Genomic DNA, 14,114 nt, shown 5'->3' with positions numbered 1-14,114 from the left:
TTTTTTAACGCCAGTTACTTATCGGCTGAACGGGCTAATACCGATCAAATGAACATGCAGCCAAGCCGCGAAGACCAGCCAAGCCAGTACACCCACCACCACGGTCATCAGCGTGCCCACTTTGGTGGGGCCGTCGCCCGCAAAACCCATGGGAATGGCGCGCCTGCGTGCGGTTTTAAACAGCAACACCGCCCACACCAAAAATGATCCAAACAAAATAATATCGGCCAGCGTGCCATTGGCGATCAAATGCGCCAGCGCCCACACTTTTACAGACAAGGTCATGGGGTGCAGTAACTTGGCCTTGATGTGGTTGGTGGGCACATAACAAGCCGCCAACATGATGAAAGACACCAGCATGAGAAGTGCCGCGATGTGGCGCATGGCCGCGGGCGGATTCCACACAAAAACAGGGTCAAGCCGGGCCTGGCCGTATCCGTAGACAATCAGCACCAAGCCCAGTATAGAAACGGCTGTGTAAATGCCGCGGTACTTGCCTTTGCCAAGTCTCGCGATCATGCCCGACCGGCGTTGGTCGTCTGGAATTCGAGTCGCGTGCATGCCCAAAAAAAGCGCCAACCCGGCGACCAATATCAACAAGCCCATTCAGTTCTCCTTTTTGTAGTGAACCGATTATGTCACAGGCTTACGCTGCGCGCCGTGCTGCCGGTTTTGGTGCGAAGGTGCCCAGTGATTCGGGCTTGGGCAGCAAACGTTCAAGCCAGGCCGGAATTTGTTTAAAACCCAGCACATTGTCTTCACGCACCCCACCTTCGGTAAACACCCGGGTGCCCATGATGTAATCAAACCACGGGCGGGTGACGCACCAGTTGGCGCCAGGGTTGTTGCCCATGTGGTGGTCGAAGTGCCAGGGCACGCGTTGCTCACCCCAGGCTGGGTTCATATGGCTTTTTTTTGTGAACCCGATAGTAATTCAGGCTGCTGTACCAAAGAGTGCCTACAAAAAAAGGTGCCACCGGAAACAGCTGTGCCACTGCCACGGCGCTGGCAATCAAGGCCCAGGCTTCTTTGCCCTGTGCATGCATCCCGAGCGGAAAGCGCTCATAGTTCGGGTCGTAGTAACCATGTTCACGCACTTCCCTGTGGTGCTCGTGAAAGTGAAAGGCCCAGAATGTACCTCGTTTTTTTCCCAAGCCGTGCAGCACGTATTTGTGCATGCCCCATTCCACAGCATTGGCGGTCAACAGACCCAAAGGAATTCCCAGCATGTGTGTCTCCGTATATAGATAGGTGTTACGCGGTACCCAGCGCAGCGTTCAATGCACGGCTGCCCAGTTCCACATGTTGCCGGGCCAGCACCTCGCAACGCCGTTGTTCCCCGGCTTCGATGGCCTGCGCAAGCTGGGCCAGCGTATTTACATCGCGAAATTCGTCCTGCATTACCAAGGTCAGCGTGTTCCAGGCCGCAAGGTAGGTTTGATTCATGGAATTGAAAGCCAGCTTGAACACCACATTGCCGCTGCCTTGCACCACCAGGGCCCAAAAATCAAAGGCCAGTTGCTGAAGTTTTGGCAGTTCGCTGGTGGTTTGCATGTTGGCAATCACCGGCTTAAGTGCATCGGCCAATGCCTTGCCGCCGTGCACTGCTGCTTGCCCAGCCACCACTGGCGCCAAAGCCTTGCGCAAGGCTACGATTCCCCGGGCCACTTCGAGGTTGACTTGCCCCTGTGCACTTACCATCAGGCTTGGCAGCAGTTCAAGGCCTCCCTCGGCTTCAAAGTTCTCAACCTGTGTAGCACCACCATGGCGTACCCGAACCAGTCTGGCCTGTTGCAAACGCTTGATTGCCTCGCGCACGGCACCTCTGTTCACCCCAAGGGTTTCAGATAGCTCACGCTCAGAGGGCAATTCAGCCCCAACTGGTAATACCTTTTTAAGAATTCGATCACGAAGCTGGATGTAAACCTGCTCAGAGATCGAAATTTTTTGAATATTTTCCATGGTTTGCAGAACTGGAGGGCAAGGATTGTTTAACTGGTCAACTGATCATACCAGTTAGTTTCTAAGTGATGCAAATTGAAGTGGTTTGCCGTTTACCCCGGCTGACAAGCCTTTAACAAGGGGCAAAGTGCCGTTTTAATAAAGTGCAGTTTGGGGTGGCTATTGCGGGTCACCAAGGCAATTTCTCGGCTGGGCAAAGGCGCAGCCAGTTCAATCTGTTTCACTTCGGTTTTATGCAGCAAACCGGCCTGTATGGCCATGTCAGGCAACAAGGCACAGCCCAGGCCCGAATTCACCAACTGAACCATGGTGGCCAAGCTGCTGGCCTCAACCGGATTGCTGTCGTTGTTGTTCGCTTCCCGTTGTTTGGCGCTGCAAGCCGATACGGTGTGGTCACGCAGGCAGTGGCCTTTCTCAAGCAACAGCAGGCGGCGAGTGTCCACCTCGCGCAGGCGTACACCCGTGGTTTTACACAGGGCGTCATTCCTGTGGGCGACCAATCGCAAGGGTTCTTCAAACAGCGGAAAAGCCTTCAGTTTGCCCAAATCGATGGGCAGGGCTATCAGCGCGGCATCCAGCTCGCCGAGTTCCAGTTCTTGAAGCAAGGCTGCGGTTTGGTTTTCGCGCACGCGTAGTATCAAATCAGGAAAGCCGGTTCTGGTTTTGCTTAAAATTGCACCGAGCAAAAAGGGCGCAATGGTCGGTATGATGCCCAGCCGGAATTCTCCGCTGGCGGGGTCGGCTGCCATTTGCGCGCGCGCCACCAGGTCGCGGCTGGCCGACAAAATACTTTGTGCACGCTCCACCACTTCTACACCCACTGGCGTCAGTGCCACCCGCTGGCGGTCGCGTTCTACCAATTGCACACCCAATGTGCGCTCAAGTTCGGCAATCCCGCCTGACAAAGTAGATTGCGTGACAAAGCACAGCTCGGCCGCCCGGGTGAAGTTGAGTGTTTCAGCAACGGCCAGCAAATAGCTCAGTTGCTTCAATGAAAGGGAGCTGGCTTGGGTGTTCAGTGTGTTCATTCCTTCTTGATCGACATTTCCGATTGCTTTCATTGTAGCCACTTGTCGTACACTTAGTGTATCCACACCACCGCAGTACCTTTGTGAACAGCCGCATCCATCCAGCCCAGTTGGCCCGAACAGCGAACGCCGCATTTCTTCGCGACGCTTTGTTGCGCACGCGCGAGCGCACCTTGGGCTTGCTCGAGGACTACGTGAATGCTCTGGGACATGAGTGCACAGTGCCATGCCGCCCCGAGTTAAACCCGCCGCTCTGGGAATTGTGTCATGTGGCCTGGTTTCAAGACTGGTGGCTGGCCCGCAACCCTGACTGGGCCTTGGGTGTGCAGTGCAATCCCGATGCACCCAAGCTGGAGTCTCGCCTGTTCAATGCCGATGCGCGTCTGAATTCAAGCACCATCGCGCATGACACCCGCTGGGAAATCGGTTTGCCCGATTTGCAGGGCACCCGTGAGTATCTGGCCGCCTCGTTGCGCGACACATTGAAGTTGCTGGAGCAGGCTGATGCGTTGTGTGCCAGCGACCCCGGCAATGCCGACCAGTACCTTTATTTTTTCCGCCTGTGTGTGTTGCATGAACAAATGCACAACGAAGCCGCGGTCTTCATGGCCAAGTTGCTGAATATTCCATTGCGCCCCCACAATGCATGCAGGCCCGGCGTTCAGGAGTGCGGCGACTTGGTTCAGCTCGAGCTGCCGGCCAGCCGGTGGACTCTGGGCTGGCAAGGCGAGGGTTTCGCATTCGACAACGAAGTACCCGCCTGTGTGGTTCAGATACAGGCATTCACCATCGATTCACGTCCGGTCAGCTGGGCGCAGTATCTTGAATTTGTCCAGGCCACCCAACACCCTGTGCCTGCCTTTGTTGCATTTGAAAACGATGGCTGGATTAACCTGGGTTATGGTCAGAAAACACCGCTCAAGCTGAGTGCGCCGGCCGAGAACATCAGTTGGCTGGATGCCCAGGCGTATTGCCAGTGGGCGGGCCGCAGGTTGCCCACTGAGGCTGAATGGGAATACGCCGCACACACACAAGCCAATATGCAGTGGGGGCAGGTGTGGGAATGGACAGCCAGTACCTTCCTTCCCTTCGACGGGTTCAAAATGCACCCTTACGTCGATTACTCCAAACCCTGGTTTCATGATCGAAAGGTACTGAAGGGTGCAAGTTGGGCCACTTCTGCCGAAATGGTTCACCCCAAATACCGCAACTATTTTCAACCGGACCGGCAAGACGTGTTGTCCGGCTTCAGAACCTGTGCCATTGATCGGTAAAAACGATTAACTTCAAAGAAATTATCCGTTAGACGAATAATATGCTCTGGGGCAAACTGATGGTGTATTCAAGCCTTTGAAGCACAGGAGCCCGCCATGAGTTTTCATCAAATGACCAAAATTGTGGGTCTGAACATTGCCGGCCAAGCTGGGCTGGACGCCGTTCGTGCGTTTCGCGCTGTGCGTGGCGTGCTCGGCATTCTGATTGTTGCGCTGGGTTTGTACCTCATCGTCACACAAGGCGCACCTGCGGCCTGGGCTGCGGTTCAGTACATTGCGGCGAGCCCCTCCAAGCTTCAGGCCGTCGAGTTCTCGGCCATTGCGGGTGCGGCCACCGGCCTTGGCGGCATGGCGTTGCTGGTCATGAAAAAAATTGATGACAAAGGCTTGGGTTTGTTCATCGCGATCGCAGGCGGCATGATGGCCGCCGCAGCGGTGATGTCCCTGTTTATCCCTGCCATTCAAACGGAAGGCGCTTTGATGGTGGTGCTGGCGGCCACAGCAGCAGGCTACGGTGTGATGACATTGCTTGACCAAACCCTGCCGCATGAACACCCCGTGGCAGGCCCGGAAATGGCGGGCAATCAACGCCTGCGCATGGCCTTGCTGATGACCATTGCCATTGCTTTGCACAACGTACCGGAAGGTTTTGCAGTGGGTGCCAGTGCAGGCAACCTGAACGGTGCCTCCGGCGCGGCATTCTCGATCGGTTTGCAAAACATTCCCGAAGGCTTGATCGTGGCCACAGCCTTGTGGAGCATTGGCGTGCACAAAGCGCTTGCTGCGCTGGCTGCATTGGCCACAGGGTTGGTTGAACCACTGGGCGCTGGTTTGGGGGTTATCACGGCCGATTCATGGGCCATGGGTACGCCCGCTTCAATGGCTTTCGCCGCGGGTGCCATGGCATTTGTGGTTTGCAATGAAATGATTCCGGAGAGCATCAAAATGACTGGAAAACTGAAAACAATTTACACGGCCGGTGTATCCACTGTGCTTACTGCCATCGCATTGGGTTGGATGGGTGCCTGATCTCGCAAGGTGTCATGTAAGCAGGTAATAATGAGCACTCCACATTCAGGATTGCTTTCACCATGCGTTTGTTGTTTGTAGTGCCGCTGTTGTTTACGCTAGTTGCCTGCTCATCGAGCAACGCGCCGCCCGCCGGGCTGATCGCCTACAGTTGTGTCGCTGGCGAGGCTGTGCATTTAATGGCATTTGATCCGCACCCCACGCGCCGCGCTTGGGCCACCTTGGGCGGCAGCGCGCAGAAAGGCGAATCGTCCGCACAAACTGCTGTTCGAGAGTTCACCGAAGAATCCAATTGCGTATACAGCAGTGCTGACATCGACATCGGTCAGCTCAAGGGCCCTTCCATCTCGCCCGGTGTGCCTTTTCATCTGTACATAGCGCAGGTGCCTTTCAAATCCGTCGATGACATCGCTCAAACCCGCCAGTGTGTGGACATAGAACGCAGTCAGTGGGTGTGGGTGCGTCACCTTGATCTGGTGCGCGCCATTAATCAATACAGCGAAGCCGGGCAAGATCGACCCACTGTGCCCACCGTGCAGGGCCAGCCCACGCAGGTACCTTTGTGGGGTCGGGGTGTTGAGTCGCTGAAAAAAGCCTTGCAAGACGGTGTGCTGCCAGAGACCATCAACTGCAGTGCCACTCAACTGTCTTGATATTAGCCGACCAGGTTAAGCGGTGAATGCAAAGCTTTGCATCGACAGGGCTTTGTAACGCACATCCTCGGGCAGCACATTGACCTTGAAGTTGTTCGCCGCTGCACCCATGGCAAAAGGCAGGGGCAGGTAGTGGTCGTCGTCAGGGTGGGCCCGTGCAAAGTGTGGCGCTTCAAATTCTGCGCGCGCAATCGCCTTGCTGTCGCACGCCTGTAAACGTTCCTGAACCCATGTATTGAATTCGTGCACATAAGGCAGGTTTTGCGCCTGCGCATCACTTCCTGCCTTGGCGGCGCCTATGTCCATGTCATCAAAATTGTGCGTCAAGCTGCCACTTCCAATCACCACCGCTTTCTTGTGGCGGGCAAATTCACCCACCAAGGCACCAATATTCAATGCAGTTTCGCCATTCCAGTCCGCAGGCATGCTGAGTTGCAACATGGGTGGTCCACCATTTGGAAACAGGTGAATGTAGGGCACCCAAGCCCCATGATCAAAACCTTGTTGTGGGCGCAGTCCAGCTTCCAGGCCCTTTGCAGCCAAATGAGCGGTGAGTTGCGATGCCAGTTCAGGCGCACCGCAAATTTCCGGTTTCAGTTCGTACAGCGGTTTTGGAAAACCATAAAAGTCGTGAACAATCACGGGCGCTTCGTGGCTGGTCACTGCCAGCTTGCCGCTACGCCAATGGGGGCTTAGTACAATCAGTGCGCGCGTGTCCTGGGCAAGCAGTTGTTGTCCCAAGGTTTCCAAGGCTTGGCCGGGCAGGCCGGGTTCCAGTGCATAAGTGGGTGCGCCGTGGCTGATAAAAATTGAATGAATGGTTGTGCTCATGGTCGAAGTGCAGCTGTCATCGTGTTGACCTAGATTAACGCGACTATCTTTCAAGATCGAGGTAACTTTTTTGTATGACTCGTCGAAACTATCTGTACAACTTGCCCAGACCATGCATTATTGGCAACACACTGCGTAGAAAAACCAAGGAATTGAAATGAAGAAAATTGTTCTGCTGCTCATTGTTGCATCTGTTGTGGCGGTGTTTGCTTTCGACCTTCACAGTTTGCTGACACTCGACAGCCTTAAAAGTCGCCTTGAGCAGTTCCGCGAATTTCAAACCGAATCGCCTTGGCTGGTCGCCGGCGTATTCTTCGCAGCCTATGTGTTGGTCACCGCGTTTTCAATTCCGGGTGCTGCAGTCATGACCTTGGCCGCAGGTGCCTTGTTTGGTTTGCTGCAAGGGTTGATTCTGGTGTCGTTTGCATCCACCATCGGTGCCACGCTCGCTTTTGTCGGTGCACGTTACCTGCTGCGCGATTCTGTGCAAGCCAAGTTTGGTACCCGCCTGAAAGCGATCAATGAGGGCGTTGAAAAAGAGGGCGCTTTTTACTTGTTCACACTGCGCTTGGTGCCCGTGTTCCCATTCTTTCTGATCAACCTGCTCATGGGTTTGACCAGCATGAAGGCTTTCACCTTTTTCTGGGTCAGCCAGCTTGGCATGTTTGCAGGCACCGTGGTGTACGTGAATGCCGGTACCGAACTTGCAAAAATTGACAGCCTTGCCGGCATTCTTTCACCTGGCCTTATTCTTTCATTCGTGTTGCTGGGCATATTCCCGTTGATCGCAAAAAAAGTGACCGACAAAATCAAGGCTCGGAAGGTGTATGCCCAATGGACCAAGCCTGTGAAATTTGATCGCAACATGGTGGTGATCGGGGCGGGTGCGGCGGGTTTGGTGAGCTCTTACATTGCTGCCGCAGTGAAGGCTAAAGTGACCCTGGTTGAAGCCCACAAAATGGGCGGCGATTGCCTGAACTTTGGTTGCGTGCCTTCCAAGGCCATCATTAAAAGTGCAAAGCTGGCTCACCAAATGCGCCATGCCGACAAATATGGTTTGCATGCAGCCACGCCCAGCTTCAGCTTCAAGGCGGTCATGGCCCGTGTGCACGACATCATCAAAGCCATTGAGCCGCACGACAGCGTAGAACGCTACACCGGCCTTGGAGTGGATGTGATTCAAGGCTATGCAACCATTGTCGATCCCTGGACAGTTGAAATCAAACACAACAGCGGTGAAACCAGCCGCTTGACCACCCGCAGCATTGTGATTGCTGCTGGCGCCCAACCGGTGGTGCCACCTTTGCCCGGTATTGAAACCAGTGGTTACCTGACCAGCGACACCTTGTGGGACGAATTCGAAAAACGCGACGACCTGCCCAAACGTTTGGTGGTGCTGGGCGGTGGCCCCATTGGCAGCGAATTGGCTCAAGCCTTTGCACGTTTGGGCTCACAAGTAACCCAGGTTGAATTGGGCGATCGAATCATGGTGCGCGAAGACCCGGAAATTTCCGCCATGGCCATGGACAGCATGCGCGCCGATGGCGTGAATATTTTGACCCAACACAAAGCCGTTCGGTTTGAGCGCAGAGGCGATCAAAAAGTATTGGTCACCGAACACCAAGGCAACACCGTTGAAATTGAATTTGACGATGTGATTTGCGCAGTGGGTCGCAAAGCACGCCTGACCGGTTATGGCCTTGAAAAACTGGGCATTGAAACCAACCGCACTGTGGTCACCAACGAATACCTTGAAACCCTGTACCCCAATATTTTTGCAGCAGGCGATGTGGCAGGTCCCTATCAATTCACCCACGTGGCTGCGCACCAAGCGTGGTATGCCTCAGTGAATGCATTGTTCGGCCATCTTAAAAAATTCAAGGCCGATTATTCAGTCATTCCCTGGACCACTTTTACTGATCCTGAAGTGGCACGCGTGGGTTTGAATGAACAGGATGCCAAAGAGCAGGGCGTTGCCTACGAGTTAACACGCTATGGCATTGACGACCTGGACCGCGCGATTGCCGACAGCGATGCACACGGTGTGGTGAAGGTGTTGACCGTGCCGGGCAAGGACAAAATTCTGGGTGTGACCATTGCCGGAGTGCATGCAGGCGATTTGTTGGCTGAATTCGTTTTGGCCATGAAACATGGTTTGGGTTTGAACAAAATTCTGGGCACTATTCACACCTACCCCACATTGGCTGAGGCCAACAAATACGCTGCGGGTGAATGGAAGCGGGCGCATGCGCCGGAGAAAGTGCTGCTGTGGTTGGGCAAGTACCATGCGTGGCGGTTGGGCTGATCCAGGTTTGTTCAGTCGCTGGTTTGTTTAGTCCGATCTGCTGGGGTTTCAATCTCTCGGCGCTTCTTGATCGCCCACTCGGCTTGGGTTCCGATCTCTCGCCAGAAAACCTGTTGATCCCTTGCTGAGCCTCGCGATGCCTGAGAACGGCCCTCCAAAAAAGCGGGTCGGGTCCGTTCTCTGTTGCCCATGCTAGGCAACACCGGCCCTGCTCGGCACGCAAGGGCAGGTTTTCTTGAAGGCGAGGCGATCGAAACACCGCCGCCGATTGGGCCAGAAACTGCAGCGGTGACCCTTCAAGTTCAGTTCCCAATAAGCCAGTTCAGTGCGACACAAGTAACCCGCGCAAAGGTCACTCGCGAAGATCGCCCCAAGCTCCTCGCGGTACAATAAACCTTCAATGCAGCGCCAAGGAGAATTCAATGAGCACACCCAACGCACCTTACGATCTCGTCGTCATCGGCGGTGGTTCAGGCGGAGTGGCCAGCGCCCGCCGCGCGGCCAGCTATGGCGCCAAAGTCGCACTCATCGAATCCAGCCGGCTGGGTGGTACCTGTGTTATTCGCGGTTGTGTGCCCAAAAAACTCATGATGTATGCCGCACAGTTTGGTCAAACCCTGCGAGAAGGTTTGCAGCCCGGCTGGCAAGTAGCACAAGCAGAATTCTCAATGGCCCAATGGCAAGAAGCCAAAGGCAAGGAAATTGACCGGCTCGAAGGCATCTACGCCCGCATGCTTGAAAACAGTGGGGTTGAAACCATACGCGGTCATGGTGTGATCAAATCCACCACAGAAGTTCAAGTGGGCGATCGGGTATTAAACACCCAGCGAATTTTGATCGCCAGTGGCGCGGCTCCCAATCGCAGCGCGTTTCCGGGGCTTGAGCTTGCCGCAACCTCGAATGAACTGCTTGATCTTTCTACGTTGCCCAAACGTGTGGGTGTGATTGGCGCAGGTTATATCGCGCTCGAATTTGCATGCATATTGCGCGGCCTCGGTTCTGAGGTCTCGGTGTTCTATCGTGGTGACTTGCCCTTGCGCGGTTTCGATGAAGGCATTCGAAATCGCTTGGTCACCGCCATGAAACTGCAAGGCATTCAATTGTTTCCCGACACCGATTTCAAATCGCTTGGCCAACAAGGAGCCTCGTTTGAATTGCAAACCGCAGCAGGAGCGCACACGTTTGATTTTGTATTGAATGCCACAGGTCGCAGCCCCAACACGCAAGGCTTGGGACTCGAAAACATTGGCCTGCGTACGGGGCCTGCCGGTGAAATTGAAGTGAACAAATACAGCCACACTGGCATTAAAGGTGTGTATGCCGTGGGCGATGTCACCAACCGTGTGAACCTGACACCTGTGGCCATCGCAGAAGGGCGCGCACTGGCTGAAAATGAGTTCAACGGGAAAAATCTCTGGGTGGATCACAGCAGCGTGCCCACAGCCACTTTCACCTCACCGCCCATTGGCAGTGTTGGCTTGACCGAAGAACAGGCTGCCAAGCGCGCACCCACCCGTGTGTATGAAACAGAGTTCACGCCCATGAAAACCAAGTTCTCGGGCGGTGAACAGAAAACCTACATGAAGTTGCTGATCGATGATGTCACTGACCGAGTAGTGGGTATTCACATGCTTGGAGACGATGCCCCCGAGATGATCCAGCTTCTGGGCGTGTTGTACACCATGGGTGCGACCAAAGCCGATTTTGATCGCACCATTGCCGTTCATCCAAGCTCTGCGGAGGAGTGGGTGTTGTTGCGTGAACTGACCCGCAAAGTCGGATAGACATCACTCGATCACTACATGTGGTGATGGTGCTCAGGTTAGACCCATCGCCAACTTCAAATTCCGTTGCTAGAGTCCCGCATGGTTTTACCATTAGGGCCTCTGCGCAACGTGTCAGCTTCTCAATTTTCATCAACCCCGGCAACATCAGTTGAACCAGAGGCATTGCTTGCACCTTCCTGGGCGGCACCCTTTGTGCAGGGTGACTGTGGCCCCAATCTTGAATACGACAACGCATTTCTTGAACTGCAACAAGCAGCCCGAGGCAAGCCAGAAACCCAGTTTGAAGCAGCAACACCACCCGACTGGAGTGCTGTAGAAACCGGTGCCGTGCAATTGCTGGAGCGCAGTCGAGATTTGCGCTTGGTGGTGTTGTGGGCCGAATCGCGTTTGAATCTGGGTGGTTTGCAAACCCTGCCCGAAAGTTTAGGTGCGCTGGCCAGCCTGCTCGAAACGGCATGGTCTGTCGTCAATCCGCCTCTCGATGATGGCGATCCCTATGCCCGCATCAACGTCATTGAAGGGCTTGGATTCGGCGGCTCATTTTTTCAATCCCTGCGCAATTGTGTCGTGGTTGGAAATCCGCGAATTGGCGACGTTCGCCTAAAAGACTTCGAAGCGCTCACTGGCAATTCTCCTGGCACTGAAGTGCCCGTGTCTCGCGAGCAAATCGAGCTGTTCTTTCGGTCACCGGAAGGCAAGGCTGAAGCCTTGCGTGCCATGTTGTTGAGCAGCCAGCTTTACTTGAACAGAATTCTCGCCGCGCTGGCCCAACATGTCGAAGCGGATCGGTTGCCGCAACTTTCCGAATTCGGTGTGTTGCTGAACCATGTGCTGTCCTGCCTGCCCGAACCCCAAATGGAACAAAACCCAGCGGCTGTGCCACACAGTACTTTGTTCGATTCAAGCTGTAATTCAAGCAAGCCCGCGCCCTCAATGGTTTCGGCAGGAATTCATTCCCGTGCGCAAGCTTTGGCGGCCATTGATCAAGTGTGTGCCTACCTTGAGCATGCCGAGCCGACCAACCCGGCGCAGCTTCTCTTGAAACGGGCGCGTCGCCTGATCGACAAAAACTTCATGCAGTTGATGAAAGACCTTGCACCAGAGGCCTTGGCCGAGGTGGCAAAAATCATGGGAGTCAATCCCGATTCTCTCGAGCAGGAAGATGCTTAAAGTCGCCCTGCGTTTACCCATTCTTCTTACTTGCGAGATTGATCAATGAGCGGACAAAAATTTGTGGGGCGCAATCGTGCACCCCGCGTACAAATTGAGTATGACGTTGAAGTGTACGGTTCACAGAAAAAGGTACAGCTGCCTTTTGTCATGGGGGTCATGTCCGACTTGTCCGGCAAATCCGAGGTGCCATTGGCACCGGTGGCCGAGCGTGATTTCCTGGAAGTGGATGTCGACAACTTTGATGCACGCATGAAAAGCATCAAGCCGCGCGTTGCCTTCCATGCGCCCAACCACCTCACCGGCGAAGGCAATGTGGCGGTCGATATCACTTTTGAATCCATGGACGATTTCAGCCCTGCGGCGATAGCGCGAAAAGTAGAACCTCTGCGCAAGTTGCTGGAGGCACGCCAGCAACTGTCCAACCTGCTCACTTACATGGATGGCAAAAATGGTGCTGAAGAGTTGCTGGCAAAACTGCTGGCTGACCCTGCCTTGCTGAAAAGCCTGTCAACCAGCGTCAAGCCTGTTGAATCAACCTCCCCTGAAGGTGAGTAATCATGTCTGAACAACGCCAAAATCATGCGCTTGATGTCATCGAACTTGAGGGCAGTGAACTGTCTTCCCTGTTGCAAAAAGAATTCAAACCGAAAACCGATGAGGCCAGGTCTGAAGTAGAGTCCGCGGTGCTTACCCTGGCGCAGCAGGCGCTTGAAGGGGTGGAGCTGGTGGGCGACGATGTGGTTGATTCCATCGAGCGAATGATCGCCGCGATCGATCAAAAGCTTTCCGTACAAATCAATGAAATTATTCATCATGCCGATTTCCAGCAAATGGAAAGTGCCTGGCGCGGCCTCAATTACCTGGTCAACAACACTGAAACCGATGAATTCTTGAAAATTCGTTTCATGAATGTGTCCAAAACCGAATTGGCCAAAACCTTGAAACGGTACAAGGGTGTGGCTTGGGATCAAAGCCCGGTGTTCAAGAAAATTTACGAGCATGAATATGGTCAGTTCGGTGGTGAACCTTATGGCTGCCTAATTGGCGATTACTACTTCGATCACTCACCTCCCGATGTGGAAATGCTGGGCGAACTCGCGAAAATCAGCGCCTCTGCACATGCCCCGTTCTTGTCGGCAGTGTCCCCGGCCACTTTGCAAATGGACTCCTGGCAAGAACTTGCCAATCCACGCGACCTGACCAAAATTTTTTCCACACCCGACTATGCCGCTTGGCGCAGCTTGCGCGACGCAGACGACTCCAAATACCTCGGCTTGACCATGCCACGTTTTCTGGCCCGTCAGCCCTACGGTGCAAAAACCAACCCAGTGGAGGAATTCGCTTTTGAAGAAGACACGGGTCTGGCCGATCACAGCCGCTACACGTGGGCCAACTCGGCTTATGCCATGGCGGTGAACATCAACCGATCATTCAAGGAGTACGGCTGGTGCTCACGCATTCGCGGCATTGAATCGGGCGGCGCAGTACCCAACCTGCCCACGCACACCTTCCCCACTGACGATGGTGGAGTGGACATGAAGTGCCCCACTGAAATCGCCATTTCCGATCGTCGTGAGGCTGAGCTTAGCAAAAGCGGTTTCTTGCCGCTGATTCACAAAAAGAACAGTGATCTGGCAGCCTTCATTGGTGCGCAGTCTTTGCACAAACCTGCCGAGTACGAAGATCCGGACGCAACAGCCAATGCGAAATTGGCTGCCCGTCTTCCATACCTGTTTGCCACCTGTCGTTTTGCGCATTACCTGAAGTGCATCGTGCGCGACAAAGTGGGTTCATTCAAGGAACGCGCCGACATGCAGCGCTGGTTGCAAGACTGGATCATGCAATACGTGGACGGCGATCCCGCAAATTCCTCCGAGGCGGTTAAAGCCTCTCGTCCGCTTGCCGCAGCCGAAGTGGTTGTTGAGGAAATAGAGGGCAACCCCGGCATGTACGCCTCACGATTCTATTTGCGCCCGCACTACCAGCTAGAGGGCCTCACCGTGTCTTTGCGTTTGGTCAGCAAGTTGCCATCCGCCAAAGCGTCTTAAAACTTGAACTATTAATCAACCAAT

At 54.4% G+C, this 14,114-nt stretch carries 14 protein-coding genes; 8 read left to right on the top strand and 6 right to left on the bottom strand.

The genetic code is table 11. The features are described 5' to 3' along the window. Nucleotides 1-18: 18 nt before the first annotated feature. The 5 genes from BSZ31_RS03635 to BSZ31_RS16675 form a co-directional block, all read right to left on the bottom strand. Entirely contained in the window at nt 19-606 is a 588-nt protein-coding gene (locus BSZ31_RS03635) for an NnrU family protein (RefSeq protein WP_105027599.1), read from the bottom strand. A 40-nt stretch (nt 607-646) separates the two neighbouring features. After that, a complete protein-coding gene (locus BSZ31_RS17020; RefSeq protein WP_206018543.1) occupies nt 647-904 on the bottom strand; it encodes a hypothetical protein in 258 nt (85 codons plus the stop codon). After that, a complete protein-coding gene (locus BSZ31_RS17015; protein ID WP_206018542.1) occupies nt 885-1,229 on the bottom strand; it encodes a hypothetical protein in 345 nt (114 codons plus the stop codon). Before BSZ31_RS17015 ends, BSZ31_RS17020 begins: the two co-directional genes overlap by 20 nt. A 25-nt stretch (nt 1,230-1,254) precedes the next feature. Next, a complete protein-coding gene (locus BSZ31_RS03625; protein ID WP_105027598.1) occupies nt 1,255-1,962 on the bottom strand; it encodes a FadR/GntR family transcriptional regulator in 708 nt (235 codons plus the stop codon). Between the two features lie 92 nt (nt 1,963-2,054). After that, on the bottom strand, nt 2,055-3,023 hold the full coding sequence (locus BSZ31_RS16675; protein ID WP_168426832.1) for a hydrogen peroxide-inducible genes activator: 969 nt from the start codon (nt 3,021-3,023) through the stop codon (nt 2,055-2,057). 50 nt (nt 3,024-3,073) lie between these two features. On the opposite strand from BSZ31_RS16675, the gene senA reads away from it, so the two are divergent. The 3 genes from senA (at nt 3,074) to BSZ31_RS03600 (ending at nt 5,946) form a co-directional block, all read left to right on the top strand. Further along, nucleotides 3,074-4,264: a selenoneine synthase SenA gene (gene senA, locus BSZ31_RS03610; protein WP_240605635.1), complete on the top strand. Its 1,191-nt coding sequence runs from the start codon at nt 3,074-3,076 to the stop codon at nt 4,262-4,264. Between the two features lie 96 nt (nt 4,265-4,360). Then, nucleotides 4,361-5,293 (top strand): ZIP family metal transporter, encoded by a 933-nt coding sequence (locus BSZ31_RS03605; RefSeq protein ID WP_105027597.1) that lies wholly within the window; start codon nt 4,361-4,363, stop codon nt 5,291-5,293. A 62-nt stretch (nt 5,294-5,355) separates the two neighbouring features. Beyond that, entirely contained in the window at nt 5,356-5,946 is a 591-nt protein-coding gene (locus BSZ31_RS03600) for an NUDIX hydrolase (RefSeq protein ID WP_105027596.1), read from the top strand. 15 nt (nt 5,947-5,961) lie between these two features. Here the strand turns inward: BSZ31_RS03600 and BSZ31_RS03595 are convergent, their stop codons facing one another. Beyond that, nucleotides 5,962-6,777, bottom strand: a complete 816-nt coding sequence (locus BSZ31_RS03595; protein ID WP_168426831.1) for a class III extradiol ring-cleavage dioxygenase — start codon at nt 6,775-6,777, stop codon at nt 5,962-5,964. A 157-nt stretch (nt 6,778-6,934) separates the two neighbouring features. Between BSZ31_RS03595 and BSZ31_RS03590 the strand changes: the two genes are divergently transcribed. From BSZ31_RS03590 to tssC, 5 genes are all read left to right on the top strand, one after another. Further along, nucleotides 6,935-9,082, top strand: coding sequence for an FAD-dependent oxidoreductase (locus BSZ31_RS03590; RefSeq protein WP_105027594.1), 2,148 nt, complete (start codon nt 6,935-6,937; stop codon nt 9,080-9,082). Nucleotides 9,083-9,504: 422 nt separating this feature from the next. Then, entirely contained in the window at nt 9,505-10,866 is a 1,362-nt protein-coding gene (gene gorA, locus BSZ31_RS03585; RefSeq protein WP_105027593.1) for a glutathione-disulfide reductase, read from the top strand. Nucleotides 10,867-10,947: 81 nt separating this feature from the next. Next, nucleotides 10,948-12,039, top strand: a complete 1,092-nt coding sequence (locus BSZ31_RS03580) for an ImpA family type VI secretion system protein (RefSeq protein ID WP_105027592.1) — start codon at nt 10,948-10,950, stop codon at nt 12,037-12,039. 45 nt (nt 12,040-12,084) lie between these two features. Then, nucleotides 12,085-12,597 carry a type VI secretion system contractile sheath small subunit gene (gene tssB / locus BSZ31_RS03575; protein ID WP_105027591.1) on the top strand — a complete coding sequence of 171 codons (513 nt, stop codon included), beginning with the start codon at nt 12,085-12,087 and terminating at the stop codon, nt 12,595-12,597. 2 nt (nt 12,598-12,599) lie between these two features. After that, on the top strand, nt 12,600-14,090 hold the full coding sequence (tssC, locus tag BSZ31_RS03570; protein ID WP_105027590.1) for a type VI secretion system contractile sheath large subunit: 1,491 nt from the start codon (nt 12,600-12,602) through the stop codon (nt 14,088-14,090). The last annotated feature ends 24 nt before the right edge of the window (nt 14,091-14,114 follow it).

The sequence above is a fragment of the Limnobacter sp. SAORIC-690 genome (assembly GCF_002954425.1).
Classification (GTDB): Bacteria; Pseudomonadota; Gammaproteobacteria; order Burkholderiales; family Burkholderiaceae_B; genus Limnobacter; species Limnobacter profundi.
This window is presented reverse-complemented; position numbering and strand designations above follow the sequence as displayed.

Excerpts from the sequence above, each read along its gene's own strand:
- BSZ31_RS03635 (WP_105027599.1), bottom strand. The coding sequence starts at position 606 with ATGGGCTTGTTGATATTGGTCGCCGGGTTGGCGCTTTTTTTGGGCATG.
- BSZ31_RS17020 (WP_206018543.1), bottom strand. The coding sequence starts at position 904 with ATGAACCCAGCCTGGGGTGAGCAACGCGTGCCCTGGCACTTCGACCAC.
- BSZ31_RS17015 (WP_206018542.1), bottom strand. The coding sequence starts at position 1,229 with ATGCTGGGAATTCCTTTGGGTCTGTTGACCGCCAATGCTGTGGAATGG.
- BSZ31_RS03625 (WP_105027598.1), bottom strand. The coding sequence starts at position 1,962 with ATGGAAAATATTCAAAAAATTTCGATCTCTGAGCAGGTTTACATCCAG.
- BSZ31_RS16675 (WP_168426832.1), bottom strand. The coding sequence starts at position 3,023 with ATGAAAGCAATCGGAAATGTCGATCAAGAAGGAATGAACACACTGAAC.
- BSZ31_RS03605 (WP_105027597.1), top strand. The coding sequence starts at position 4,361 with ATGAGTTTTCATCAAATGACCAAAATTGTGGGTCTGAACATTGCCGGC.
- BSZ31_RS03600 (WP_105027596.1), top strand. The coding sequence starts at position 5,356 with ATGCGTTTGTTGTTTGTAGTGCCGCTGTTGTTTACGCTAGTTGCCTGC.
- BSZ31_RS03595 (WP_168426831.1), bottom strand. The coding sequence starts at position 6,777 with ATGAGCACAACCATTCATTCAATTTTTATCAGCCACGGCGCACCCACT.
- BSZ31_RS03590 (WP_105027594.1), top strand. The coding sequence starts at position 6,935 with ATGAAGAAAATTGTTCTGCTGCTCATTGTTGCATCTGTTGTGGCGGTG.
- gorA (WP_105027593.1), top strand. The coding sequence starts at position 9,505 with ATGAGCACACCCAACGCACCTTACGATCTCGTCGTCATCGGCGGTGGT.
- BSZ31_RS03580 (WP_105027592.1), top strand. The coding sequence starts at position 10,948 with ATGGTTTTACCATTAGGGCCTCTGCGCAACGTGTCAGCTTCTCAATTT.
- tssB (WP_105027591.1), top strand. The coding sequence starts at position 12,085 with ATGAGCGGACAAAAATTTGTGGGGCGCAATCGTGCACCCCGCGTACAA.
- tssC (WP_105027590.1), top strand. The coding sequence starts at position 12,600 with ATGTCTGAACAACGCCAAAATCATGCGCTTGATGTCATCGAACTTGAG.